23 protein-coding genes and 1 tRNA gene are annotated in these 23,691 nt (G+C 65.8%); 7 read left to right on the top strand and 17 right to left on the bottom strand.

Annotated elements, in window-relative coordinates; all coding sequences use genetic code 11:
- Positions 1-6: 6 nt before the first annotated feature.
- From gspF to ACW17V_RS07485, 6 genes are all read right to left on the bottom strand, one after another.
- Entirely contained in the window at positions 7-1,218 is a 1,212-nt protein-coding gene (gene gspF, locus ACW17V_RS07510; protein ID WP_492108230.1) for a type II secretion system inner membrane protein GspF, read from the bottom strand.
- Positions 1,205-2,680, bottom strand: a complete 1,476-nt coding sequence (gspE, locus tag ACW17V_RS07505; RefSeq protein WP_492108229.1) for a type II secretion system ATPase GspE — start codon at positions 2,678-2,680, stop codon at positions 1,205-1,207. The genes gspF and gspE overlap by 14 nt, the downstream gene beginning before the upstream one ends.
- Positions 2,677-4,803, bottom strand: a complete 2,127-nt coding sequence (gspD, locus tag ACW17V_RS07500; protein WP_492108228.1) for a type II secretion system secretin GspD — start codon at positions 4,801-4,803, stop codon at positions 2,677-2,679. Before gspD ends, gspE begins: the two co-directional genes overlap by 4 nt.
- Positions 4,800-5,198, bottom strand: a complete 399-nt coding sequence (locus ACW17V_RS07495; RefSeq protein WP_492108227.1) for a type II secretion system protein N — start codon at positions 5,196-5,198, stop codon at positions 4,800-4,802. Before ACW17V_RS07495 ends, gspD begins: the two co-directional genes overlap by 4 nt.
- Positions 5,199-5,402: 204 nt before the next feature.
- Positions 5,403-8,024 (bottom strand): TonB-dependent receptor domain-containing protein, encoded by a 2,622-nt coding sequence (locus ACW17V_RS07490; protein ID WP_492108226.1) that lies wholly within the window; start codon positions 8,022-8,024, stop codon positions 5,403-5,405.
- A 67-nt stretch (positions 8,025-8,091) separates the two neighbouring features.
- Positions 8,092-9,528 (bottom strand): beta-helix domain-containing protein, encoded by a 1,437-nt coding sequence (locus ACW17V_RS07485; protein ID WP_492108225.1) that lies wholly within the window; start codon positions 9,526-9,528, stop codon positions 8,092-8,094.
- Positions 9,529-9,861: 333 nt separating this feature from the next.
- Here ACW17V_RS07485 and ACW17V_RS07480 point away from each other — a divergent pair, with 333 nt between their 5' ends.
- Positions 9,862-10,479, top strand: a complete 618-nt coding sequence (locus tag ACW17V_RS07480) for a hypothetical protein (protein WP_492108224.1) — start codon at positions 9,862-9,864, stop codon at positions 10,477-10,479.
- 130 nt (positions 10,480-10,609) lie between these two features.
- On the opposite strand, the gene ACW17V_RS07475 is transcribed toward ACW17V_RS07480, so the two are convergent.
- Entirely contained in the window at positions 10,610-10,930 is a 321-nt protein-coding gene (locus ACW17V_RS07475) for a hypothetical protein (protein ID WP_492108223.1), read from the bottom strand.
- Between the two features lie 550 nt (positions 10,931-11,480).
- A complete protein-coding gene (locus ACW17V_RS07470; RefSeq protein WP_492108222.1) occupies positions 11,481-12,536 on the bottom strand; it encodes a ComEC/Rec2 family competence protein in 1,056 nt (351 codons plus the stop codon).
- A gap of 60 nt (positions 12,537-12,596) precedes the next feature.
- Between ACW17V_RS07470 and ACW17V_RS07465 the strand changes: the two genes are divergently transcribed.
- The gene (locus ACW17V_RS07465; protein WP_492108221.1) at positions 12,597-12,749 is read left to right on the top strand and encodes a hypothetical protein; all 153 of its coding nucleotides are present in this window, start codon (positions 12,597-12,599) and stop codon (positions 12,747-12,749) included.
- Here ACW17V_RS07465 and ACW17V_RS07460 read toward each other — a convergent pair.
- The 4 genes from ACW17V_RS07460 to ACW17V_RS07445 form a co-directional block, all read right to left on the bottom strand.
- The gene (locus ACW17V_RS07460) at positions 12,746-15,124 is read right to left on the bottom strand and encodes a TonB-dependent receptor (protein WP_492108220.1); all 2,379 of its coding nucleotides are present in this window, start codon (positions 15,122-15,124) and stop codon (positions 12,746-12,748) included. The genes ACW17V_RS07465 and ACW17V_RS07460 overlap by 4 nt on opposite strands.
- A 99-nt stretch (positions 15,125-15,223) precedes the next feature.
- A complete protein-coding gene (locus ACW17V_RS07455) occupies positions 15,224-16,198 on the bottom strand; it encodes a FecR family protein (RefSeq protein ID WP_492108219.1) in 975 nt (324 codons plus the stop codon).
- On the bottom strand, positions 16,164-16,769 hold the full coding sequence (locus ACW17V_RS07450) for an RNA polymerase sigma factor (protein WP_492108218.1): 606 nt from the start codon (positions 16,767-16,769) through the stop codon (positions 16,164-16,166). Before ACW17V_RS07450 ends, ACW17V_RS07455 begins: the two co-directional genes overlap by 35 nt.
- A 769-nt stretch (positions 16,770-17,538) precedes the next feature.
- A tRNA-Leu gene (locus tag ACW17V_RS07445) sits at positions 17,539-17,623 on the bottom strand.
- A gap of 104 nt (positions 17,624-17,727) precedes the next feature.
- Between ACW17V_RS07445 and ACW17V_RS07440 the strand changes: the two genes are divergently transcribed.
- Positions 17,728-18,735, top strand: a complete 1,008-nt coding sequence (locus ACW17V_RS07440) for a P1 family peptidase (RefSeq protein ID WP_492108217.1) — start codon at positions 17,728-17,730, stop codon at positions 18,733-18,735.
- On the opposite strand, the gene ACW17V_RS07435 is transcribed toward ACW17V_RS07440, so the two are convergent.
- The 3 genes from ACW17V_RS07435 to ACW17V_RS07425 all read right to left on the bottom strand — a co-directional run bounded on the left by ACW17V_RS07435 (position 18,722) and on the right by ACW17V_RS07425 (position 20,613).
- Positions 18,722-19,228 (bottom strand): MarR family winged helix-turn-helix transcriptional regulator, encoded by a 507-nt coding sequence (locus ACW17V_RS07435; protein WP_419317368.1) that lies wholly within the window; start codon positions 19,226-19,228, stop codon positions 18,722-18,724. The two genes, ACW17V_RS07440 and ACW17V_RS07435, sit on opposite strands and share 14 nt — an antisense overlap.
- A 237-nt stretch (positions 19,229-19,465) precedes the next feature.
- Positions 19,466-20,287, bottom strand: coding sequence for a hypothetical protein (locus tag ACW17V_RS07430; RefSeq protein WP_492108216.1), 822 nt, complete (start codon positions 20,285-20,287; stop codon positions 19,466-19,468).
- Between the two features lie 83 nt (positions 20,288-20,370).
- Positions 20,371-20,613 (bottom strand): hypothetical protein, encoded by a 243-nt coding sequence (locus ACW17V_RS07425; RefSeq protein ID WP_492108752.1) that lies wholly within the window; start codon positions 20,611-20,613, stop codon positions 20,371-20,373.
- A gap of 135 nt (positions 20,614-20,748) precedes the next feature.
- Here ACW17V_RS07425 and ACW17V_RS07420 point away from each other — a divergent pair, with 135 nt between their 5' ends.
- Positions 20,749-20,931 carry a DUF3606 domain-containing protein gene (locus ACW17V_RS07420; protein WP_421738462.1) on the top strand — a complete coding sequence of 61 codons (183 nt, stop codon included), beginning with the start codon at positions 20,749-20,751 and terminating at the stop codon, positions 20,929-20,931.
- Here ACW17V_RS07420 and ACW17V_RS07415 read toward each other — a convergent pair.
- Together ACW17V_RS07415 and ACW17V_RS07410 are read right to left on the bottom strand one after the other, a co-directional pair.
- Positions 20,928-21,350, bottom strand: coding sequence for a hypothetical protein (locus ACW17V_RS07415; RefSeq protein WP_492108215.1), 423 nt, complete (start codon positions 21,348-21,350; stop codon positions 20,928-20,930). The two genes, ACW17V_RS07420 and ACW17V_RS07415, sit on opposite strands and share 4 nt — an antisense overlap.
- A 2-nt stretch (positions 21,351-21,352) precedes the next feature.
- Positions 21,353-21,601, bottom strand: a complete 249-nt coding sequence (locus tag ACW17V_RS07410) for a DUF3297 family protein (RefSeq protein ID WP_492108214.1) — start codon at positions 21,599-21,601, stop codon at positions 21,353-21,355.
- A gap of 254 nt (positions 21,602-21,855) precedes the next feature.
- Here ACW17V_RS07410 and ACW17V_RS07405 point away from each other — a divergent pair, with 254 nt between their 5' ends.
- The 3 genes from ACW17V_RS07405 to ACW17V_RS07395 are packed head-to-tail and all read left to right on the top strand — an operon-like array spanning position 21,856 to position 23,644.
- Positions 21,856-22,461 (top strand): YqaA family protein, encoded by a 606-nt coding sequence (locus ACW17V_RS07405; protein ID WP_492108213.1) that lies wholly within the window; start codon positions 21,856-21,858, stop codon positions 22,459-22,461.
- Entirely contained in the window at positions 22,458-23,087 is a 630-nt protein-coding gene (locus ACW17V_RS07400) for a disulfide bond formation protein B (protein ID WP_492108212.1), read from the top strand. Before ACW17V_RS07405 ends, ACW17V_RS07400 begins: the two co-directional genes overlap by 4 nt.
- A complete protein-coding gene (locus ACW17V_RS07395) occupies positions 23,084-23,644 on the top strand; it encodes a demethoxyubiquinone hydroxylase family protein (protein WP_492108211.1) in 561 nt (186 codons plus the stop codon). The genes ACW17V_RS07400 and ACW17V_RS07395 overlap by 4 nt, the downstream gene beginning before the upstream one ends.
- The last annotated feature ends 47 nt before the right edge of the window (positions 23,645-23,691 follow it).

The raw sequence follows: 23,691 nt of genomic DNA, 5'->3' as shown, positions 1-23,691 counted from the left end.
CGCCTCCTAGTTCAAGGCCAGGGTGTTGATCTGCAGGATGGGCAGCAGGATCGACAGGACGATGGTCGCCACCACCCCGCCCAGCAGCACGATGATCGCCGGCTCCAGCAGGCTGAGCAGCATCGCGGTGAAGGTGTCGAACTCGCGTTCCAGATAGTCGGCGGCGCGCATCAGCATGGTCTCGACCCGGCCGCTGCTCTCGCCGCTGGCGGTCATGTAGACCAGCACAGGTGGAAACACCTCGACGCGCCGCATGGCGACCGACAGGGCGCCGCCCTCGCGAATGGCGGCGATCATGTCGTCCATCGCCCCGCGCAGGACGGCGTTACGCACCGTGCCGGCCGTCAGCATCAGCCCTTCCAGCATGGGCAGGCCGCTGGCGATCATGGTGGCCAGGGTCCGCGCCAGACGGGCGGCGTGAACATCGCGGATCAAGCGGCCCAGCAGGGGCGCGCGCAGCAGGGCGCGATCGACGGCAAGCTTGAAAGGTGGACTGCGCAGGCCGCGCAGGAAGGCGATCACGCCCACCGCCATGACCAGCGCGATCAGCCATCCGAATGACTGCAGGCCGGTCGACAGGCCGATGACGATCCGCGTCAGCAGCGGCAGGGTCTGGCCCATGGAGTCGAACTGCTCGACCACCTTGGGGATCACGAAGATCATCAGGGCCGCCACCACCAGGCAGGCGACCATGGCCAGAACGATCGGATAGACCAGCGCCGTGGTGATCTTGGCCCGGACCTGTTGCTGTTGCTCCAGCAGGTCGGCGAGACGATCTAGGATTGTCGGCAGGGCGCCAGACGACTCGCCAGCCGAGACCATCGCCCGATAGAGCGGCGGAAAGGCCTTGGCCGGCCGCGCCAGGGCGTCCGAAAGCCGGTGGCCTTCCAGCACGGCGGCGTGGACCTCGCCGATGACCTGCTTGAGCCTGGGCTTGTCGGCCTGGAGAGCAATGGTGCGCAGAGCTTCTTCCAGCGTCGACACCGTGGTCAGGGTCGCCAGCTGGCGCGTGAACATTGAGCGGTCCTTAGCGCCCAGACCCCGGCCAAACGATCTGGCTCCGCTGACCGTCGGCTTGGCGACGGCGGGCACGATCCTGACCGGAGCCAGCCGGCGACGTTCCAGCTGGCCGATAGCGGCGGTCTCGTCGCTGGCCTTCAGCTGACCGCGGCGGGTGTGGCCTGCCAGATCGAGGGCGACATAGTCAAAGGTCGCCATCACGCGCCCCCTGCCCTGTGATCCGAAGGGCCTCCTCGACCGTCGTCAGACCGGCCAGGATGTAGCGGCGCGCCTCCTGGCCCAGATCACGATCCAGCCCCGCGGCGGTGATCTCCTGCTCGGTGGCGTTGCCGCCGATCAGACGGCGCAGGCGGTCGTCGACGCGCAGGGCCTCGTAGATGCCGATGCGCCCCTGATAGCCGGTATGGGCGCAATGGGAGCAGCCGACAGGGCGATAGAGGGTGTCGCCCGGCTCGATCCCGACCAGGGTCGCAGCGGCTGCGTCGGCGGGCTCGGGGGTTCGGCAGTGCTCGCACAAGCGCCGCACCAGGCGCTGGGCGATGATCAGCCGCAGGGTAGAGGCCAGCAGGAAGGGTTCGACACCCATGTCGCGCAGGCGGACGACCGCGCCCGCCGCGTCATTGGTGTGGACGGTCGACAGCACCAGATGGCCCGTCAGGCTGGCCTGGACGGCGATCTGGGCTGTTTCGGAATCGCGGATTTCGCCGACCATCACCACGTCGGGATCCTGGCGCAGGATGGCCCGCAGGCCGGCGGCGAAGGTCATGCCGACCTTGGTGTTGACCTGAGTCTGGCCGATGCCATGCACGGCGTATTCGACCGGATCCTCGATGGTCAGGATGTTGCGACTATTGTCGTTGAGCACCGCCAGGGCGGCGTAGAGCGTGGTGGTCTTGCCCGAGCCGGTGGGACCAGTGACAAGGATGATGCCATGCGGCTCGCGCACGGCGGCCTCCAGCGCGCTCAGAACCTCAGGCGACATGCCAAGGTCTGCCAGGCGCAGGCCGGCCTGATCCTTGTCGAGAATCCGCATCACGACCCGCTCGCCCATGCGGGCCGGCAGGGTGGAAACCCGCACGTCGAGGCTCTTGCCTCCAAGGGCCAACGAGATCCGGCCATCCTGGGGCAGACGCTTCTCGGCGATGTCGAGCTTGGCCATCACCTTGACGCGCGAAACCAGCATCGCGGCGATACGCGGCGACAGGCTCAGGACCTCGCGCAGCAGGCCGTCGATGCGCAGGCGCACGATCAGCGCCTGCTCGAAGGGCTCGATATGAATATCCGAAGCGCCCAGCCGCACCGCCTCGGCGATCAGGCCGTTGATCAGCCGGATGATCGGCGCGTCGTCCTGGGGATCCAGCAGATCGGCCGCCGCCGGGATGTCCTCCAGCAGGAGGCCCAGACCGCCGTCCAGATCAAGGCTGTCGGCGCTGGAGGCGGACGCCAGGCCCGCGCCGGCATAAACCTCGGAAAAGCGTCGATCGAACACCGCCGCCGCCATGGGTTCGATCGCCAACGGCAGGCCGACAGCGCGCCGAACCTCGACCAGCGCGGCGGGGTCTGCGCCCTCGCGCACGCCGATCACCGCCCGCTCGCCCAGAGACAGCAGGACCACGCCATGGCGTTTGGCGAAGCCATAGGCGAGCAGATGCGCGGTCATCGCGGCGTCAGAGGCGCAGTGGTGACGGGAGCGGGCGGAACGGCGGCGATAGGGGCCGAGGCCCCGGGCGCCGGTGCGACCGCTGTGGGGGGAGCCGTGCGCAGATAGTCGCGGATCACCGCGTCCAGAGAATTGTCGCCATCCGGCGTGGTCATGGCCGGCAGGTTACGCATGTAGTCATAGCGGGGCGCCGTGACATTGCGGGCGTCCGCCACGCTGCGGATGATCCGGGGGCGAATAAAGACCATCAGATTGGTCTTGCCGCGCTCCCGCGCCGTGCTGCGGAACAGGGCGCCCAGGCCGGGAATGTCGCTCAGCAGCGGCGTGCGCTGCACCGAGACCGTCTCCTGCTGATCCAGCAGACCGCCGAGCACCACGATATCGCCGTCGTCCACCAGGGCCGTGGTCTCGATTTCGCGCTTGTTGATGATCAGCTCGCTGGAGCCCACGCTGACCGGGCCGGCGACGCTGGAGACTTCCTGGCGCAGGAACAGCGTGATGCCGCCACCGGCGTTGATCTGCGGCTTGACCTCCAACTGAACGCCGACGTTCTGGCGCTGGATGGTGCGGAACGGGTTGGAGTTGGAGTCGCCCAGCACCTCGCCCGTGGTGATCGGCACTTCCTGGCCGACCAGGATGCGGGCTTCCTCGTTGTCGAGGGTCATGATCGACGGCGTCGACAGCAGGTTCGACGCCGCGTCCTTTTTCACCGCATTGATGATCGCGCCAAACAGCGTGTCGCCGCTGCGCCCGGCGATGCCGCTGGTGATACCCGAGGCCGTCAGCAGCGAACTGACCGCCGCATCGCGCAGCGACACCAGGGCGTCGGAGTCCGTATCCTTGGGTTCGCCGGCGGCGGCGGCGGCGACGAGTGGCAACAGGCTTGGTGAGGCGTTGGTGTAGTTGGTGGCGGCGAAGGGAACCGTGCCGTCTGCGCCGCCCAGCAGGAACTGAACCCCCAATTGCTTGGCGGCGTCATCGGAAACCTCGACGACGATGGCTTCGACCAAAACCTGCTCACGGCGGATATCGAGTTGGCGGATCACCTCGGCAAGCGTGCGCTGGGTTTCGGGCGGCGCGCTGATGATCAGGGCGTTGGCCCCCGGATAGCGCGCGACACTGGCCTGGGCGCCGTTGGACGGCGAGGCGACGGGTGACGACGAAACCGCGGGCGCGGCGCTGGCCGAGCTGGCCGTTGCTGCGCTCCCCGCCGACCGGGTCGCGCCGAGCGACCGCGCCGAGGCTCCCGCAGACCCCGTCGAGCTTTGGCCCACCAGTTGCTGCAGGACCGGCAGCATCTGTTCGGCATTGGCATGGCGCAGGAAGACTACCCGCACGTCGTCGCTGGACTCGGCCCGGCGATCCAGATCGGTGATGATCGGCAGCAGGCGCTGCACGGCGTCGGAATCGCCGCGCAACAGCACCGAGTTGCTGCTCTCGACCGCGACCACGGTCACAGCGCCCCGACCGCCCTTCCCGTCCGCCCCGGGCGCGGCCATGATCTCGTTGATGACCTGAGCGATTTCCCGTGCGGAGCTGTTGGTCAGGGTCACGGTATGGACGCTGGCGCGGTCCTGATCGACCTGGGCCAGCAGCGCGCGGATGCGGCGCACATTGTCGGCATAGTCGGCCACGACAATGGCTCCGCCGCGCGGATTGGCCACCACCTGCCCCTGCGGACCGATCAGCGGCTTGAGCATGTCCACGGCGGCCGCCGGATCCAGCGTTCGCAGACGGAAGACTTCCGTGGCGAACTGCCCTCCGGCCGTGCTGGGCTGGCGGGCGGCGTTCTCCGAAGGCTCGATGCGATAGGCGCCGGTGCCTGCGGGCGTGGCGACGAAGTTATTCGCGCGCAGCGTCGCCAGGAAAACCTCGAACAGCTCACGCCGATTGAGCGGCCCATTGCTGGCGACCGTGACCGTGCCCTTGACCCGAGGGTCGATGATGAAGGTGGTTCCGGTGCTCTTGGCTACGTCCTGGATGAAGACGCGGATATCGGCGTCCTGGACGTTCAGCACCTGGGTCTGGGCGCGTGCGGGAGCCGTCGGCACGGCTGCGCCGGCCAGCGCGATGGCCGCAGCTATAGCCAGGACGGAAGTTCGCGGCGAATAGGCCTTGGTCATTGGATTTCCGGGAACGAAAGGGTGCTGCGCGCGCCGTCGCGGGACAATTCGACATGGTCAGAGGCCACAACCGCCAGGACGACGCCGTCGGCGACCTGTTCGCCCACCGCAAAGGACTTCTGGACGCCGTCGGGTCCGGCGATGATGGCTGATCCGCCGCTGCCGCCGGCGCGGACACCAAAGAGGCGAAACTCCCCCCCAGCTTGGCCGCCGGGCGAGGCGCCGGCGCCGCCTGAGACGCCGAAAGCGTCGAAACTGGCCAGCACGCCAAGATCGGCGCGAGACTTCTGAATTGCGACCGGCGCGGCGATCGGAAGCGTGGGGGTAGCGACGATCCAGATGAGACGCGCGCCTTGTGTGGCGACGACCAGCAGCAGGATGATCTCAAGCGCCATAACCACCCTGGCGTTCGGCGCACGGAAATAATCTGTGAGGTTCAAAGGATCCTGCCGATACGCCGCTTCCGACTAAGGCGGAGTATCCCGGCGTGGATGCAGATCAGCGACAGTTTGGCGACGGTCTGATGACAAACGCTCCCCACTCGGACGAATGGGGAGCGCTATCGGTGTCGCTATCAGACCGGGAGGGCCCGGGAGCTTCTAGAACTTGGCCGCCAGGCTGAACGTGAAGCTCTGACCCAGGTCGTAGGTGTTGTTGTCAACACGACCACCACCAAGCTCTTGATATTCCTCGTAATCTTCGCCGAGAATATTGCGAGCCTTAAACGTGAACTCGACTTCGCGGTCCATCACGTCGAAGGCGCGACGGTAGGTGAAGTCGACAGACACGCCCGGGTCCTGGATCAAATCAGGCTGCCCCGGACGACCGCGGGCCGAAATACGCTCGCTGACATAGGTGGCCAGGATAGTGGCCTGCGAACGCGCCTCGGCATTCTCGTAACCGAACTGAATATTGGCCAGGTGCTCGGACAAACCCTGCAGCTGGCTGCCGTCCTTGACGTAGTCGGTGGCGGGACGCGAGGCCCCGGCTCCGGCCAGCGGGAAGACAACATCGCCAGCCGACACCTTCACCTCGGACTTCGAGTAGGTGTAGTTGGCGCCGACCATCCAGCGCTTGCCGTCGAACAGGAAGCCCTCGAACGGAAGGTCGAAGTACTTCTTGGCGTCCAGTTCCAGGCCATAAAGCGACGCCTTGGGGGCGTTCACATAGGTCTGGACGATGGTGGCGCCCTGCTCACTGACCACGGCTTCGACGGGGCTGTCGATGTCCTTGTAGAACAGACCGCCCGACAGGTACTGGCCGGCGTCGAAGTACCACTCGACGCGCGCGTCGAGGTTCACCAGCTCGGTGTCCTTCAGATAGGGATTGCCGATGAACAGGCGATCGCTGTCCGGATCGAAGTACTGCTGCGGCGCCAGCTCGCGGAACTGTGGGCGGGCGATGGTCTTGGACGCGCCGAGCCGGAACTGCATGTCTTCATAGAAATTGTAGGTCAGCGTCGCCGCCGGCAGGACGTAGGTTTCCGTCAGCGAGGTGGGGGCCGCCGGCGTGCCGCCGAAAAGATCCACGACCCGCACTTCCTGCTCGGCGTCTTCGAGACGCAGACCAAACGAGGTGCGCAGACGCGGCAGGAATTCGGCGTCGACCTGAGCATAGGCCGCGTGGACCTTCAGCGAGGCCTCATAGGCCGCCGCGCCGTCGCCCCCGGTGGTTTCGGTGAAGGTCAGGTAGCCCTGAGCGATGTTGTAGTCCGACAGCAGGAAGTCGACGCGCTCTTGCTGGACAGTCAGCGGGATGGCGCCGCCCTGGAAGCGGAAGTCACGACGCTCGGCGTCGCGCTCGTTGTCCATATAGGCGTAGCCACCGCTGAAGATGGCGTCGCGGCCCGAGGACAGCGGCAGGGTGTACTGAACGTCGAAGCCGGCGCTGGCGACGGTGTCGTCCAGTTCGCTGAAGCTCGTCGAATTCTGCTCCTGCGAGGCGCTGTGATAGTAGACGCCGTTTTCCTTGCGATAACGGATGAACTTCTCGTACGGCGCATCGCGCTCGGACTTGGCGTACGAACCGCGCCAGTCGAAGTTCCAGGCGCCGAACTCGTGCTTGCCGGCGATCTGGGTGTCGAGCAGCGAGCGCTCAAACCACTCGGTGTAGGAGTCCAGAACCTGCTGACCAGCAAGCTCGTCATTGCCCTCGCGCTGGCGCGCTGACTTGGTCGTGCTGTGGATATAGAGGTTGGTCCACTTGATCTGGTTTTCACCCCACTCGAGGCCCAGGCCAAACAGGCCGTTCACCACCACGTTGTTGCTGGTGGCCATGAAGTCATAGTCGGTGCGCGTCTCAAGAACGCCGTTCTGCTCCAGGCCTTCCTGCTGCTTGCCCTGACGGGTGCGCCAGCTGTTCTCGAAGCCGCCCAAGGCAACAACACCGAGGTGGCCCCAGCCCAGATCAAAGGACTGACCAGCGCTGATGTCGGTCGAGAAGTTCGGCGCGATCTTGTTCTTGGTCTGGATCAGGTTCAGCGGCGCATTGACCAGGCTCTGACCGATGCGGGTCAGCTGCGCCGTGGTGAAGTTGCCCGAGCTGATGCGCTTGCCGGTCCCCAGCGCTTCGCGCAGTTCCGGCGGCTTCTTGCGCGTACCGTCGTCGTAGCCGAGGAAATCGGTGTCCGAGCCGTAATAGGTCAGACCCTTGTTCAGGGTGGTTTCGGTATTGCCGCCCGTGCCGATCTCGAAGCTGAAGAAAGCTTCGTCGGGCACGGCGATGGTCTGCAGGTCGATGAGACCGCCGCCGAATTCGCCCGGATAGTTCGGCGAGTAGCTCTTCTGGACCGTCGCGCCGGCCAGGATGCTGGACGGGAACAGGTCGAGCGGGACAACGCGTTGCAGCGGCTCAGGGCTGGGCAGCGGCGAGCCGTTCAGCAGGGCCGACGAGTAGCGCTCGCCAAGGCCGCGAACATAAACAAAACGGCCCGACACCAGGCTCAGGCCGCTCACGCGCGTCAGGGCCTCGGCGGCGGTGCTGTCACCCTGCCGCTTCAGATCTTCCTGGGTCAGGAAGCTGGCGACCTCCGAGGTGGTCCGCATCGGCTCGGGAATGTTCTTGCCGAGGATCAGGATTTCCTCGACCTCGGTCGAGTCTTGGGGAACGGCGCCCGACTGCGTCTGGGCGGCCGCGGGCGTTTGAGCCAGGGCAAACTGTGGCGCGACCAGCGCTGTTGTCGCGAGCAGGAAGCCGCTCAGGGGCAGGAACAACTTGTTCATGTCGGGAACCTTGAATTGGGCGGGAGCAAAGGGATCGGGGGCGGCGCAAGCGCCGCCCCCGTCCAGATCAGCAGGTCGAACCGGAGGTCAGACCGCAGGTCCAGCCCTGCCACCAAGTGTCGTTGGCGTCCTTGACGGCGCCGATGTAGCTGACGTTGGTGAAGAAGCTGCTCAGGCTCGTGATGCTGGCGTACGAGGGGCGAGCCGTCTCGTTGGCGCCATTGATGAACGTGCCGCTCAGCGTCGACGTCAGCGACGACGTGTTGTTCGTACCGGCGTTGAAGAGCGCCGCGACAGCCGTCGCATCGACATTGCTGTCGTTGGTGAACGGCGTGCCGCAGGCCAGGGCGACCGAGTGGAAGGTCGGCACGGTGGTCGCGTCGTCGATGTCAACGCAGCCAGCCGTCGTGGCCGTCTGTTGGAGAACGGAATTGACCAGGACGCTCTGGGTCGAGGAGTTGGCGACGAACAGGTCGTTGCCCGAGCCGCCACGGCCGATGACCGTGAAGTTGGCGAACTTGGGGTTCGAGCGCGGCGCGGTGCCGGCGCTGCTGGTTTCAAACGCGCGGTTACCGCCATTGGCGCGCTGCACGATGATGCCAAACTGCATGGCGCCGTTGTAACCCACGTCGGTGTCGACGCTGTCGTCGTCGTTGCCCGTCAACACCAGATACTTGGCGTTGACGTTGCCGCCGAAGAACTCGATGCCGTCATCCGAGCTGTTGTGGACCTGGATGTGGTCGAAGGTGGTGCCCGAACCGACGCCGGCCATAGTGATGCCGTTCAGTTCGTTGTTGGCGACGATCACGAAGCCCGAATGCTGGACGCGCAGGTAGCGCATGACGCCGCTGTTGTCCTGGGTCGAGCTGCCGCCGTAGAACGCGTTGGTGCCTTCGACCTGGGCTTCGCAGTTCGGCGTGCCCGGCGTAGCGCCCGAGCCCGAGCAGTTGCTGGTCGGCGCGCGGCCGAGGATGACCAGACCGCCCCATTGGCCGATCGAGTCGACGCCCGTCGTGCCTTCGACGCTCTGCTTGCTGGTGAAGATGATCGGCTTGGTCGCGGTGCCTTCGGCGAAGATTTGCGAGCCGCGGTTGACCACGATGTAGTCCAGACCGGCCGAGCCGAAAATCTTGACGCCAGCTTCAACGGTCAGAACACCCTTGGCGCGACCGGCGATCGGCGCGTTCGGATCGCCGCCCTGATCTTGACCAACGTCGACGCGACCGCTGACCGAATAGACCGTGCCGTCACGGAGCGGAATAACGAGGTTGCCGGTGACCGACTGGGGCAGTTGGCAGTTGCGCAGCGTGCCATTGGCGACCGTGCCGACATTGGCGAAGCCGGTCGGGCAATCGGCGGCGGGCGTGCCCGGCGGCAGCGGGGTCGGGGTCGTCGGGGTCGTGGTGCCACCACCCGCGAAGGAGCCCTCGCCCGGCGAGGCGACGCTATCGGCGCCACCGCAACCAGCGAGAGCCAGAGAGGCGCCCATGGCAAGCGCGATCAAACTAACATTTCCGAGGCGGATCATCAGGTTTCTCCAGTGGCGAGCAGCCGCAAACAGGGCAGCGAAGACCACTGGTCAGCGCCTATGGAAAAGCCTCGCCCTTCCTAACCCCTTTTGATGGGCTACCGATCTTGCACGACAATCGACCAACAGTTTTACGACAGTTTGGAGACGTGCCATTTCAGCCACTTACTTGTCGATACATCCTTGACATCAATTTGTTCTATAGAAATATCGCAACAGACTCAAAAGCGTCTTTCGCCTTATTATAGTCCGCTCAAGGATGATTTTCGCAACTTAGAGTCCAGGATTTTCAAGCGAGTATGCTTACAGATGGCCCAGCTAGGCTTCCTGTTGCCGGACGAGATGCAGCAGTTGTTCGACGTCTATGCCGCCAGCCGGGGCGGAAGATCTGCGGCGCTTCGCGCGCTCGTGGCCAAGGCGCTCGCCGATGAGGGCCACAGCCTCGCGCCTCTGCCAGGACCCCGGATCTCCGATGACGGCAATGCTGGAGGCGTGACCATCCGACTGTCAGGCGCAGACTGGTCGCGCCTTGATGAAGAGCGTCGCGCGATGGGAATGACCCGCGGCCAATGGCTACTCTCGTGCGCGCGCCATCGACTTCACGGCAGTCGGCACTTTGGCCAGGTCGATCGTGAACGCATCGCCAAGATCGTTGGCGAGATGCGACACATCAAAATGATCCTGTTTCGTTATGCTGGCGCGTTGGAGCGTTCGCCCAAGGATATAGCCATCGTCGAGAAGCATCATGGCCTGATCGCGCATTTGTCGCACGAGATCGCCCGGGCCTTGAGAGCGATCGAGGGATCCTTCCAAGGCAACGATGGCTACTGGCGCGAAGAACCCTTGCCGACTCATTTGACGACTGAAGGGGCTATGAGAGCTGAAGGAACAGCTACCGAACGCTCTGCGCCTGCGAGCGCTCGGTAGCCGCCTTGCGTCGCGGGTTGAGTCGAGGACTTCACTCCTAGTCAAGCGAGGCTCTCAAGAGCGCCACCTCAACCCAACCCTTCAATTGCGAGCCACGTGGACGGGGCTCACACCTGCGTTCATTGCGACTCTAGCGGGTCTGATGCTTGATTTGGATCAGATCGCTGGACGACGCTTCCAGACGACGTAGCTCGGCGCCCGTGATGCAGCGCGGAGCTGCCCATTGGTCGCCACCGCTTCGCTTGGCAAGCAAAGACTTAGCGGTCACGAATTTTACCTCACCATGAAGCCGTTTGAAGGTTCGCTTGGAACTGGCGTCGCGCTCACAAACATAGAGCATTTTGGCGCCCGAGACCTGAGCCGATGAAATCTTTGCTTGTTCGAAATCAGCCCCAGATCCACTTGCAGACAGGGCCGCGGCGACGGCAAGGCCAGCAAAAACAGTGAACATTTCTCTCCTCCTTGCTCGATTGGTCCGAGCTCAAGTGAGAGCTTATGCTCACCGCTGGAAATGTGAAGGTATTTTGACAAGCCTGTGGATAAGTTTTCAGCGGCAGAATGACGCGGAGAATCTAATCAGCTTACTGAGTATTTGACGCTTCCAATTTCAGCCTATTCTTCAGTCTACCCCCGGAGCCGAACAACGCCGTCGCCGACTGAACCCCGCCCCATTTGCCCGCAGTTCATGTCGAGTTGCCGCGCCGGAGGACAGGTCGGAGCCTGACCTAGCGCGCGATCAGGTGCTTCAGGCAAAAGCGATGTTCCCATCCCTCGGCAGCGAGACGCGCGCATCGGAGTGCGACGAATTCCTTCGGCGCTTTGGGGTAGAAGAGCCGGACCCTTGAGCTTTCACGCGAGCCAGCCGGTGGGGACCACGGCGAGCCGGCCTTGACGGCAGCTCAATGCCGCGCGGTGTGTCTGCGTCTGGTTGCGAAGCGCCATTTGCAGACATTTGCGCCCGCCCGGTAAGCGGACTCCAAGACGGTCCTTAACTCGGCCAGCTATGGAGCCGATACAAATGGGCCAAAGATCGCGACCACTCGATCACCTTCGTCGCGGTTGTCGGTAATCACCAAGCGATAGCTGCCCCCTCCCGGCGCGACGCGCACCACCACGTGGCCCGAGCGGCTGCTCATCCGGTCAGTCAGCCGCTTGTTGGCTAGTGCGTTGGCCGGCGAAAGACCCGTGGCGAACACCTCGCGCGGGCCGGGGTAGAGTCTCTGGCTGAACATCCGCTCGAGCGTGGTGATACTGGGATGGGCTGCGTGCCAGCCGAGGATCACCCAGGCGCGTGGACGCAACGCGCGGACCGCGTCAGGTCCCGTGGCGTCGAACATGCCGTGGTGCGGGGCCACCGCGACCTCGACCGGTCCCGCCGCCCGGGCGGCGGGAGTCTCCACATCGCGCCAGGGCAGCGCGCCATCGAAGGTGCTGCTGGTCAGGTCGCCCGCCGCGAAATAGTCGAAGGCGCCATAGCGCAGATGGATGGCGGTCGAGCAGGCGTTCTCGTCGGGACTATCGTCCGGAGCCAGGCTCTGAAGCGGCGGGAACAACTGGCGCGCCCACTCCTTGGACAAGACTTCGCCGTTGGCCGCCAGGTTGCGGACGGAGAACATGGGGTAGTCGGCGGGGCGGCGGCGGAGCGCGAACTGGTCAACCGCGCCTACTCGAAACCGCTCGACCCTGCCGCCACCCGCCAAACGCGACCGGATGAACGCCTCGTAGTTCTGCGCGAACGGCGCGGTCCAGGGGCGCGGATAGGCATAGTTGGGATAGCCACGATCGACGATGAGGCCGATAGGCAGAAGGGCCGCCACGTCGCTGACGCCGGTCAGCCGATAGCCGCCGCCCGGCGCCATTGGCGAGTCTTCGGTGACGTCGCCCAGATGGTCGGGGTGAAGGTGGCTGACGAGCAAGGCGTCGAGGCCAGGATTGCTCGCGGCTTTTAGGTGCCGAACGGCGTAGCGGCCGATCCATTCTCCCGCCCGGCGTTCGGGGCCCGGTCGGATGTCGAGCGCGGCCGGAGACGGCGTGGCTGAGGCGCCGGCGTCGATCATCTGACTGGTCCCGTCAGGGCCGATGATCAGGGTGGAGTCGCCTCGGCCGGTGGCGATGTGATGGATGTCGAGACCGCCTGGCCGCCAGGGCCGCAGCGGCTGACCGACGACGTCGATGCCGTCGCCAGCCGCACGTGCGGCGCCCGCCAAAAGGCCGAGGGCGGCGACGCTCCGCAGAACGCCGCGCCGGTCCAGGCCGCCCGCCACGGCTAGAACCGCGCCGACAGCATCAGACCCCAGGTCCTGGGCTCACCCAGATATTCGGCCAGCACACCCTGGGTCGAGGGGGTCAGCAGGTAGTCGACATCGCCGAGGTTCTTGGCCCAGGCCGTGATCCGCCACGCACCGTCGCGGGTCTCATAGCCCAGCGACAGGTTGGTCAGGGCGTAGGACTCGACATGCAGGTTCGGGTCCTTGGTCGCGCCGGTGTAGTAACCATCGGTATAGGCCCAGCTGACCGAGCCGATCAGATAGCCGGCCCCGTTCAGCGGCGCGCGCAGGTCGGCGGCCAGGGCGCCCTTGTTGCGAGGCGACGAGCCCAGCGGATGGCCGGTGTTGACCGCCCCGCCCGGGATCACGAAGTCGTCGTAGACGCTGTCCAGATAGCCATAATTGGCCATCAGGTTCAGCCAGGGCGTCGGCCGATAGCTGACTTCAAGTTCCGCGCCTTTCACCGTCGCCTGGCCGGCATTGGTGATGGTCAGGATGCGGGTCAGGTTGTTGAAGAACAGCTCCTGCTTGTCCTTGTAGTCCATGTGAAAGATCGAGCCGTTGATCCGCAGGCGGTCGTCCAGCCATTGCGACTTCACGCCAAGCTCGTAGTTGGTGACGGTCTCCGGATCGAAGGGCCTGGTCAGGGCGACCAGCGTCGCGGCGTCGGTGTTGAAGCCGCCGGCCGTATAGCCCCGCGTCACGCTGCCATAGACCGACAGATCCTCACGCGGCTTCCAGGTCAGGACGGCGCGCGGCGTGACCTCGCCCCAGTCGGCTTTCAAGTCGCGAGCGGTGAAGCTGTTGACCGCGCGGACGAAGTCGGTGCGGACCAGCGAGGCGGTCTTTTCATCACGGGTATAGCGCGCGCCCAGGGTCAGGTCGAAGGCGGCCGGCAGGTGGATCACGCCATCCAGAAAGACGCCGTAGCTGCGGGTCTTCACCGCCTGGTCGGTCAGGACGTTGGCGCTGACGACGCCGGTGACCGCCGCCAGGCTGCGGGTTGTCAGCTGGCGCTTGGCGTCCTCGTCGGCAAGGTAGACGCCGGCCACAAAGTCACCGCGCGACCATTTGGGGCTGGCATAGCGAACCTCTTGGGACAGCAGGCCCACATCGTCGACATCGCGATTGACCTGCTGGCTGTTGGTCCCGGTCAGGAAGACATAGCTGGCGCCGACGCCAGAATAGTCCTCACCCGACTGCGACTTGCGATAGCCGGTGATCGCGGTCACCTGGCCGGCCGGCGCATTCCAATAGATGCGGGCCGAGGCGCCGAACTGGTTGCGAGCGAAGCCCTGAGCGTAGCCGAGTTCGGAGGTGCGTCGATCGCCGTCCGATCCCGCGCCCTTCGAGGACAGAGTTCGGCCGCCATTGTGGTCGTCGCTGTAGTCAGCGCCCAGCAGCACCTCCACGCCGTCGCTGGCCTGGAAACGCGCCTGACCGCGAACGCCCTGGCTGTCGAGATCGTCCTGCTCGCGGCGGATCAGGCGATCCTTGCCATAGCCGTCATGGGACTTGAGTGAGCCGGCCAAGCGAAAGGCCAGTCGATCGCCGACCGGCAGATCCAACAGGCCGTCGACCTGCCGCAGGTGGTAGTCGCCGCCGCCCACGCGGACCAAGGCGGTCTGGTCTTGGAAGGCCGGCTTGCCGGTGTCGAGCACGATGGCGCCGCCAGTGACATTGCGGCCGAACAACGTGCCTTGCGGTCCCTTCAGCACCTGGACGGAATTGAGGCCATACAGCTCGACGGTCGCGGCGCTGTTGCGCGGAATGAAAAGGTCGTCGACCACCACGGCGACCGGCTTGTTGGCGCCGATCTGGGTGAAGGTGTTGGTCGCCCCGCGAATGGCGATGGTCGGGCTGCTCTGGCTGAAGGATGAAACCAGCAGGCCGGGCGTCAACCGCGAGATGTCGCGCAGGCTCTCGAGGCGATAGGTCTCGACCGTCCGACCGGAGAAAGCTGTCAGCGAGATCGGCACGTTCTGGGCCGACTCTTCGCGCTTCTGGGCGGTGACGACGATGGTGTCGAGCGCGGCGGGTAGCGGCTCGGGGTCTTCGGACGTGGTCGTCGGGGTCGGCGCGCGGCGCAGAACGATGACCCCGCCAGTGTCGGAGACGATCTCCAGACCCGTGCCGGCGATCAGCTGGCGCAGCGCCGCGCGAGCGTCCAGCGCGCCCTTCAGCGCCGGGGTGCGGACACCTTGCAGACCGTCCGCCGGAGCCACCACCTGCAGGCCAGCCTGGCGCGCGAAGGCCGAGATGGCCGAGGCCGCGCCCTGGGCGGGCACATCGAAGGTTCGCTGTTGCGCCGCCGCCGGCCAAGCGAAGATCAGCGACAGCGCCGCCGCGCCGCAGGTCAGTTTCAGTTTGCGTGTCATCGACATGGTCGCCCCCGACTTAACGCCCGGCCTTGCACCGGGTCTCATCGGCTTGGATGCCGGGGCGCGCGGCTTCCGCCATGCCGTCGCCAAATAAATTCAGGAGTTGGCGGCGCGCTCCAGCCGCACGCCATCGGCTTGGAGCCTGACGACCAGACCCAGGCTGAGCGCGGCGGCGCGCGCGAAGCCGTCGGGGTCGCTGGCCGAGAACAGGCCGGTCATCTTCAGGCGCGCCACGGCGGGATCGTCGACCACGATGCGACGATCCGAATAGCGCGCGAACTCGCCGGCGGCCTCGCCCAGGGTCAGGCCGTCCAGATCGATCTGGCCTTGCCGCCAGGCGGTGGCGCTGTCGACCGCCGAGGCGGCGACGGGAATGGCCCGCAGCGGTCCGGCCGCGTCGACCTTGGTCGCGGTCTGGGCCACGAGGCGGAGTCGCGCACCGCCCTCCCCTCGCCAGACCTCGACCACGCCCTCGCGCACCAGGACGTCGACCTGGCCGTCCCTATGGCTACGGACGGTGAAACTGGTGCCGACCGCGCGTACCCGCACCTTGCCGGCGACTACAACGAAGGGGCGGGCCGCGTCCTTGGCGACATCGAACAGGGCCTCGCCGCGCACAAGGTCGACCCGGCGGATCTGGTCGTTGAACGACGACCTGATGATCGTATCGGTATTGAGGGTCACCGCCGAGCCGTCATCCAGCGGCGCTCGGCGGATGTCCCCCTTTCGGGTGACGACGCGGCCCTTGAAGTTGAGAGTCTCGTATCCCGCGACGCCGACAACTGCGGCCGCAGCCAGGGCTCCGCCTGAGGCTAGGAGCCTGCGCCGCCCAGCCGCAACCGCCACCGGATGGAGCGCCGGCGCGAAATCCTCGCCCAAGGCCTGGGCGCGATCAGCGTGGGCGCTGACCGCCAAGGCCCGGGCATAGGCGCCGGCCCGGCGCGGATCCTCGGCGGCCCAGGCTTCCAAAGCTCTCTGGTCTTCCGCCGACAAGGGACCGCGATCAGCGCGCGCCGCCCAGGCCGCCGCGGCGGCGTCAATGGCGGCGCTGCTGTCTCGGGTCGTTGCCAAGTCTGGTCTGATCTCTGTCTTCACGATCTCTAGATGCCTTGAAGCGGCCGTTTCCGCCACGCCCCATCGCATCCATCAGCACGCTGATGCCCTTGCCAACGTGCTTTTCGACGGTGTTCTCCGAGACGCCCATGCGGCGGGCGACCTCGCGCTGAGAGAGGCCATGCACCTTGCGCAAGGTGAAGGCCTCGCGGCACTTGGCGGGCAACCCCGCGATCAGGGCGGCCAGTCGGCCCAATTCCTGGCGATCGGCGGCGACGGTCTCGGGGGACGGCTCTGCGCTCGGCGGTTCCAGGCCTTCGGCTTCCGCCAGCGCTTCGAACGCCACGATGCGGCTGCGTCGCAGCGCCTGCAGGATCACCGACTTGGCCACTTCGAACATGTAGGTGCGCGGCGTCTGAACGTGGTCCACGCGCTCCAGGCTCGCCAGGATGGCGTAGGTCTCCTGGACGATGTCATCGATTTCCAGACCGGCCAGCGGCCGACGGCTCAGCCACGCGCGCAAGGCCAGCTCATGCGGCAGAATGTACCGCGCCAGCCAAACCGCTCGCTCCTGGGTCGCCAGTTTCATGGCCAAGTCAGTTAGCAGATCGACGTGACAGTCACGTGCGAAGTCAGCGTTTTCTTACTTTGTGCCGCCTGCTGCCTGAGCGTAGGCGCCAGGAACCCGGGTTGGTGAGAAATCGGAGGCGACTTGCCAAAAAGCGCGACACGCCAGCGACCAGGATCTCCAACGCTTGCCCTCAGCAACCCAGGAAGCGCCGCGCTGCGCCAACCCCTCGGAGCGTCCGCTACGCTGATGTGCGCTGACCGACCGGAGATGTCGAAGTCGAAGTCGCGCCAGTTGAAGACATTGGGTTCGCTCCAGAAAGCTGACGTTCGGCGCACCGCGAAAGCCGCACGCCGCGGTAAACTCCCAACCTGGATACTCTGAAGCGGTTTGGACGCTATCTTTCGCGATGGGAACGAGATCAGCCGGCTGATGAACTTGACCCGCCATTGGGGATTAAAGTGTGATCCAGGTTCATCAAGCAGGAAGAGCGCATTCTTGTCAGTAAACTTGGCACGCAACAGCGAGACTTTGGTCTCGACAAAGGGATGTCCGCCGATGGCGTATTTGCCGTCTGCTGCCCCCGATTCCTGAGATTCGAAGCGCCCCCCCGGGGGGGGGAGGCTGGCGCCAGAACATCAAGAGAACCACTGTGCGCTGATTATGCGCGCGGAGCTTTTGGGCAGAGCCAGAAAATCCGGGAAAACTGAAGAAAATCAACGCACGCCGCGTTGAGCGGCAATTGCGCCTCAGATTCGGGGAAAATCGCCCTAAGTCCTTGAAAAGATTATGGTGCGGGCGGTCGGGGTCGAACCGACACTCCTTTCGGAACCGGATTTTGAGTCCGGCGCGTCTACCAGTTTCACCACGCCCGCAGACTTCGCTCATCGCGAAGGGCCGTCTCTCTAGCAGGCGTCGAACACGAATTCCAGTGGCGAGACGGCGGGTCTAGGGTCGGCGCGCACAGGAGATTCTCGCCATGCCGCGCCCCGGCCCCCGCAACCTGATCACGGACGTTCCCGGCCTGACCGTGGGGTGCGCTCAGGATGAGGCCGTGCGCACGGGGGTTACGGTGGTCCTGTGTCCTGAGGGCTGGAACGCGGCGGTCGATGTGCGTGGCGGCGGCCCCGGGGTGCGCGAGACGGACACCCTGTCGCCCGAGAACAGCTTCAGTCGGGCGCATGCCGTCTGCCTGTCTGGCGGTTCGGTTTTTGGCCTCGGCGCGGCTGACGGCGTCGCCAGCGCCCTGTCCGCCAGGGATGTCGGAATTCATCTCGCGGCTGGATCGCTCGCCATTCCCATCGTTCCAGGCGCGGTGCTGCACGACCTTGCCAATGGGGGCGACAAGGCCTGGGGAACAGACCCGCCCTATCGCGCCCTCGGCATGGCGGCGGTGGCCGCCGCCGGCCAGGCTTTCGAGCTCGGCGCGGTCGGCGCGGGACGCGGCGCGAAGGCCGGGCTGGTCAAAGGCGGTCTGGGCTCGGCGTCGATCGACCTGGGCGGAGGACTGATCGTCGGCGCGCTGGTCGCGGCCAACCCCATCGGTTCGGTCTATATGCCCGATAGAGAAACCTTCTGGGCCTGGCCCTTCGAGATCGACGGCGAATACGGCGGCCATGTCCCGAACGGCGCCGTTTCCGCGACCGAGCCCCTCCCTGATGAGTCAAAGCTTGGCGCCGCCGGCCGTTTGCGCCCCGGAGCCAACACCACCCTGGCCGTCATCGCGGTCACGGCAGACCTGTCGACCGCCGAAGCCAAGCGGGTGGCGATGATGGCGCACGACGGCATGGGACGCGCGGTGCGGCCGGCCCATACCGCCTTCGATGGCGACGTGGTGTTCGCCCTGGCCTCGGGCGCGGTGAGCCTGGGCCCTGATCCGGCGAGACGGCCGGTCGAGGTCTCGCGCCTGGGATCGGCGGCGGCTGACTGCCTGGCCCGCGCGATCGGCCGGGCGGTCTACGAGGCCCGGGACTTCAGGGAATCATAGTCTCGCCGCCCGCCAGCTGCGTGGCGGTGACTTCGAGACGTCCCAGGAGCCGCTTCAGCATCACGACCTCGCTGGGCGCCAGACCAGACAGCAACGCCGCCTCATAGGCCAGGGCCATGGGCGCGATCTCGGCGAACAGGCGGCGGCCGGCGGCCGTCAGCTCCAGTCGGTGCGAACGGCGGTCGGCCCGGACGGTGGTCCGGTTCACCAGCCTGCGCTCGACAAGGTCCTGGGCCGCGCGACTGACCCGGACCTTGTCCATGGCGGTGCGGGTCACGGCGGCATGCGGAGTCAGCCCGCCCTCCGCCAGCACCGACATCAGCCGCCATTGCGGAATGGTCAGGCCGAACCGGTCTTCATAGGCGCGCGCGATCAGCCGGCTGACGGCCGCCGCGGCCGTCACCAGTCTGTACGGGACATAGTCGGCGAGACTCAGCGCCTCTTCAGGCGTTTCGGGTGTCGCCGTCGTCAGGGGAGAGACCGTTGCGGTCATGACCCGTTCCTTTCGTCCTCCCGGGCGTGGTCGCCAATTGGAAGACGACCTTTCGCCAATCCTTGCGTCGTTACCTCACCGATCGGGGATCAGCTTCGGTCCGCGCCCGATCGATGTGGCGCCTTGCGCCCTATCGCCTCAATCGTCCAGCCAAGAGTTCGACAGAAACCCCCAATTTCGTGCGTCGGTTGTGCAGCCAGGGCGCTCCACGCACGCCTCATGGGCGCCGGTGAGATGCTAGTGGTGCGAAGACGCTTTGAGCTTGAGCGCCTTCAGATCGGGAAAGGGCGCGGTGCTGGTCAGCACGGTCTGGCAGCGCTCCAGCTCCAGCACACAGTCGCCCCGGCTCCAGAAGTCCGAAAACTCAACCACCGCCATACGGACCTGTTTTGAAAAGTCCTTGTGATCCAGGACCTTGGGTTCAGGGTGTTGCCCATGGTGATCGTCAGCGGGTTTGGCGGGATTTGCGATGACGACTGTCTGGCCGCCGATGCGAGGGCCAAGAATCGTTACGTTCGGCGCTGCGGCCTCGACCACCGCCACCACGCAACGATCGCACTGGCAGCTGGGATCGTGCCCGCCATGGCCACCGTGCCCGCCATGACCTGCAGCGCCGTGGCCGCCATGCTCGGCTGAGCCGTGACCCTGGCCATGACCGTGGCCGCCGCCATGGCCATGCGAATCCTTGCCGCCCTTGTCCTTTTCCTCAACCGGCTCGCCCTTCAGGGCCTCGGTCAGCCCCTTCATCGCCTTGGCGCAGGGGCCCCCGAACTGGATGACGGGACCGATCCGTCGCTGGACCTCCTCGACCAGTTCCTGGGTCTTGGACACCAGTTCGCCCGACGGCGCGCTGGTGGCGGCGACGCATTTGGCCTTGATGGCTTCATGGATGGTCTTGGCGACGCCGCGGTAGCTTTCGCTGTTGTCCTTGCGGCCCAGCATGCGGCCGGCCGCAAAGGCCAGGCCTGCGATCACCAGGGCCGCCAGAACCAGACCCATCAGCAGGGTCGGATCGAAGATCGGGATGGGCTGATCGACCGGAAACTCTGACTGGTACACCAACCCCTCCCCACACTGCGCGCCGCCATGATGGCGCGACCTATGGTTAACGCAACCGAAGACCACTTGCACGGCGAAGGTTGTCACCCTTTGCGGGAAATCACGCCCCTAGCCTTCGCGCCCTGATCGTATCGCGACGGCCCGCCATAGACTGCGACCTCGCAAAGGATGTCGCCTCCCTCATCGGCGGCCCAGAGATAGTTCCGCTCGACCTCGACATCGCGACCGCCGGGCGAGATTCCCTCGAAGGTGTCGCCCCAGGGAATCACCTTGGACAGATCGCGCCAGGTCAGGGTCATGCCGCGCGACAGCTCGTCGGCCGCCATGGCTTCAAGATCGGGATCACTCATCGGCGGGCGCGCTTCATGGTTTTAGTTTTCTGGAACGAAGGTGAGCTTTGAGCGTCGCCTCGACAACCATCGGAGCGCAGGATAGGTCGCGGACGAAGGCAGGAGACGATCATGGGCATTCCCAAGGGCAAGCGCGACTTTCGCGACGAGGACCGGCTCGATCCCCGCGAGCGCCACCAGGTCGAATACTGGATGAAGCGCTGGGGCGTGACCAAGGACCAGATCGTCGCCGCCCATCGCAAGGTGGGCAACTCGATCAAGGACATCGGCGCGGAGCTGGGAAAGAAGCGCTAACGCTTGTCGCGCTGGAAGGCCTTGGCCTCGGCAGCGAGGGATGAGCTGGTGTGCTCGGTCTCTTCCGGCTCCGGGAGGAACGGCAGGCTGCCGGCGACGCCACGCAGGGCCAGCCACAGCGGGTGGCTGAAGTGGCCGAGAATGCGCAACGGCCGGCGCTTGTCGTCGGTGACATCCCAGCCTTCCAGCTCGAACTGGTCAGCCTGCTCGCGCATCGACTTGATGTCGATGCCGTCCCAGCCTTCCGGATCGGGGATGACGGCGGCCTCGTCGGCCGTCAGGCCGAAGGTGTCGCGCGCCAGCTGATCGATCTCGGGAAACTCGCGGCGCGCCTCGGGGTCGGCGAAGGCCGGCTTCATCAACGCCCGGAGCTCCAGGTCCGCGAATCCGGGCAGATCGATCAGGCGGCGCAGGGTCACGATCAGGACTCGGCGATGTCGCGGAAGTACGGGACAACTTCGCCCTGCAGCTTGATGGTCATGGGGTTGCCCTTGCGATCCATCGTCTTGCCTGCGGTCACCCGCACCCAGCCTTCGCTGACGCAGTATTCGTCGACATTGGTCTTCTCGACGCCCTTGAAGCGGATGCCAACGCCGCGCTCAAGCAGCTCGGCATTGTAGAACGGGCTATTGGGATTGGTGGCCAGGCGGTCGGGAGGCGTGTCGCTCATCGGATCGGCTTTCGAATTTTTGTGGGCGTAAGCCCTTGGACGGGGGTGATAGCCACCCGCCGCCGGAAATCCAAGCGCCGCGACGTCGCGTCGCCTCCTCTCGGGACAGCTGAACGCAACGACAGCGTCTCGCCGGCGGTGAAGTTGTGGCCAGAAGGACCGACGGCGTGCTCTGAAAACCGCATCGTCGATCATCGCTGGGGACAACGGCCGCGCCCCCTGCTAGCAACAGGCGTCACATAGCTGGAGCTCGCATGCTGCGTCGCCTGTACGACTGGGTCATGGGATTGGCCGCCTCGCGCCACGCCTCAAAGAGCCTTTTCGCCATCTCGTTCGCCGAGAGCTCCTTCTTCCCCATTCCGCCCGACGTGATGCTGGCTCCCATGGTGCTGGCGCGACCGGATATGGCCTGGCGTTACGCGGCGATCTGCACCGCCGCTTCGGTGCTGGGCGGCATCCTGGGCTACGCCATAGGCTTCTTCCTTCAGGACCTGGGTATCTGGATGATGGCAGCCACGGGCCATGCCGGCGGTCTGGCCGAGTTCCAGTGCTGGTATGGCAAATACGGCGTCTGGGTGATCCTGGCCAAGGGCCTCACCCCGATCCCCTACAAGCTGGTGACCATCGCCTCGGGCCTCGCGGCGTTCAGCTTTCCGATGTTCATCGTCGCTTCTGTCCTGACGCGCGGCGCGCGGTTCTTCCTGGTCGCCTGGGTGGTCAAGAAGTTTGGCCCTGCCCTGCTGCCGGTCATCGAACGCCGCCTCGCCCTGTTCGCCGGCGGCCTGTTCCTGCTTCTTGTCATCGGCCTGACGGCGAGCCATTTCCTGGGTGGAAACAGCGGAGGCGCCTGCGCGGTATGACGAGCGATATCAACGACCCTCGGGCGACCACCGCCGGACCGACGCCAACCCAAGCGCCCGTTCTTGAGCCTGTGCGCGGCCCTGCGGACGTCGAGGCGACAGCGCCGGTCGGGGTATCGATCGTCACTCTCGCTCTGGAGTGGTGGCCGCTCATCGCCCTTCTGGCCAGCGCCGCAATGCTGGCGACCGCGCACGCCTTCGAGACCTTCGGCAAACTCTATCCCTGCACCCTGTGCCTGAAGCAGCGCGAGGTGTTCTGGGTCGCCGGAACCGTTGCCCTGATCGCTCTTGGCGCGCGCTACACCCCCTGGGCCGCCAGACTGCGCCGGCCTTTCGACCTGCTGCTGGGCGTCATCTTCCTCTATGGCGCGGGCCTCGCGGCCTATCATGCCGGTGTGGAATGGAAGTGGTGGCCCGGTCCGACCACCTGCAGTGGCGGAGCCTCGGCGGCCGCCGGCGATCTGGTGGCCATGCTCAAGGGCGACAAGATCAAGCCCCCCGCTTGCGACGAGGCCGCCTGGATTTTCCTGGGTATCTCGATGGCTGGCTGGAACGCCCTGATCTCGCTGGGCCTCGCGGCCGCCGCTCTGACGGCGGGCCTGCGCAAGACCGAGTCCGTCCGATGAGCGGCCCTGCACCACGTCGCCCCGGCGCCGGCGCCGCAAGGGCGCGCCTGGCCGAGATCCTGCGCGTCGATCAGGCCGGCGAACTTGCGGCGGTCAACATCTATCGCGGTCAGGCGGCGGTGATGCGCGCCAGCCCCGGCCGCGAACGTCTGGCCGAGCAACTCAAGGAGATGGAGGGCCACGAGCAGGTCCACCTGAACCGCTTCGACCAGTTGCTGACGGAGCGTGGCGTACGCCCCACCCTGATGTCGCCGTTGTGGCGCGCGGCGGCCTTCGCGTTGGGCGCCGGCACGGCCCTGCTGGGCGACAAGGCCGCCCACGCCTGCACCGAAGCGGTCGAGACCGTTATCGAAAAGCACTATGCCGGCCAGATCGCCGAGCTTGTCGACCGCGATCCGGAACTGGCCGCCGAGCTCTCGCAGTTTCGCGACGACGAACTGGCCCATCGCGACCTGGCCATCGAGGAAGGCGCCCACGAAGCCCTCGCCTATCCCCTGCTGACCGCCGTGATCCAGGCCGGTTGTCGGGCCGCGATCAAGATCAGCGAGAAGATCTGATCCTCTTGGCGTTCGCGCCGCCCCGGCCTACCCCTGTTGGCAAAAGC

It is taken from the genome of Caulobacter sp. FV2ye17ST (assembly GCF_058680955.1).
The sequence above is the reverse complement of the archived record's forward strand: the minus strand, read 5'-3'. Positions and strand labels throughout refer to the sequence as shown.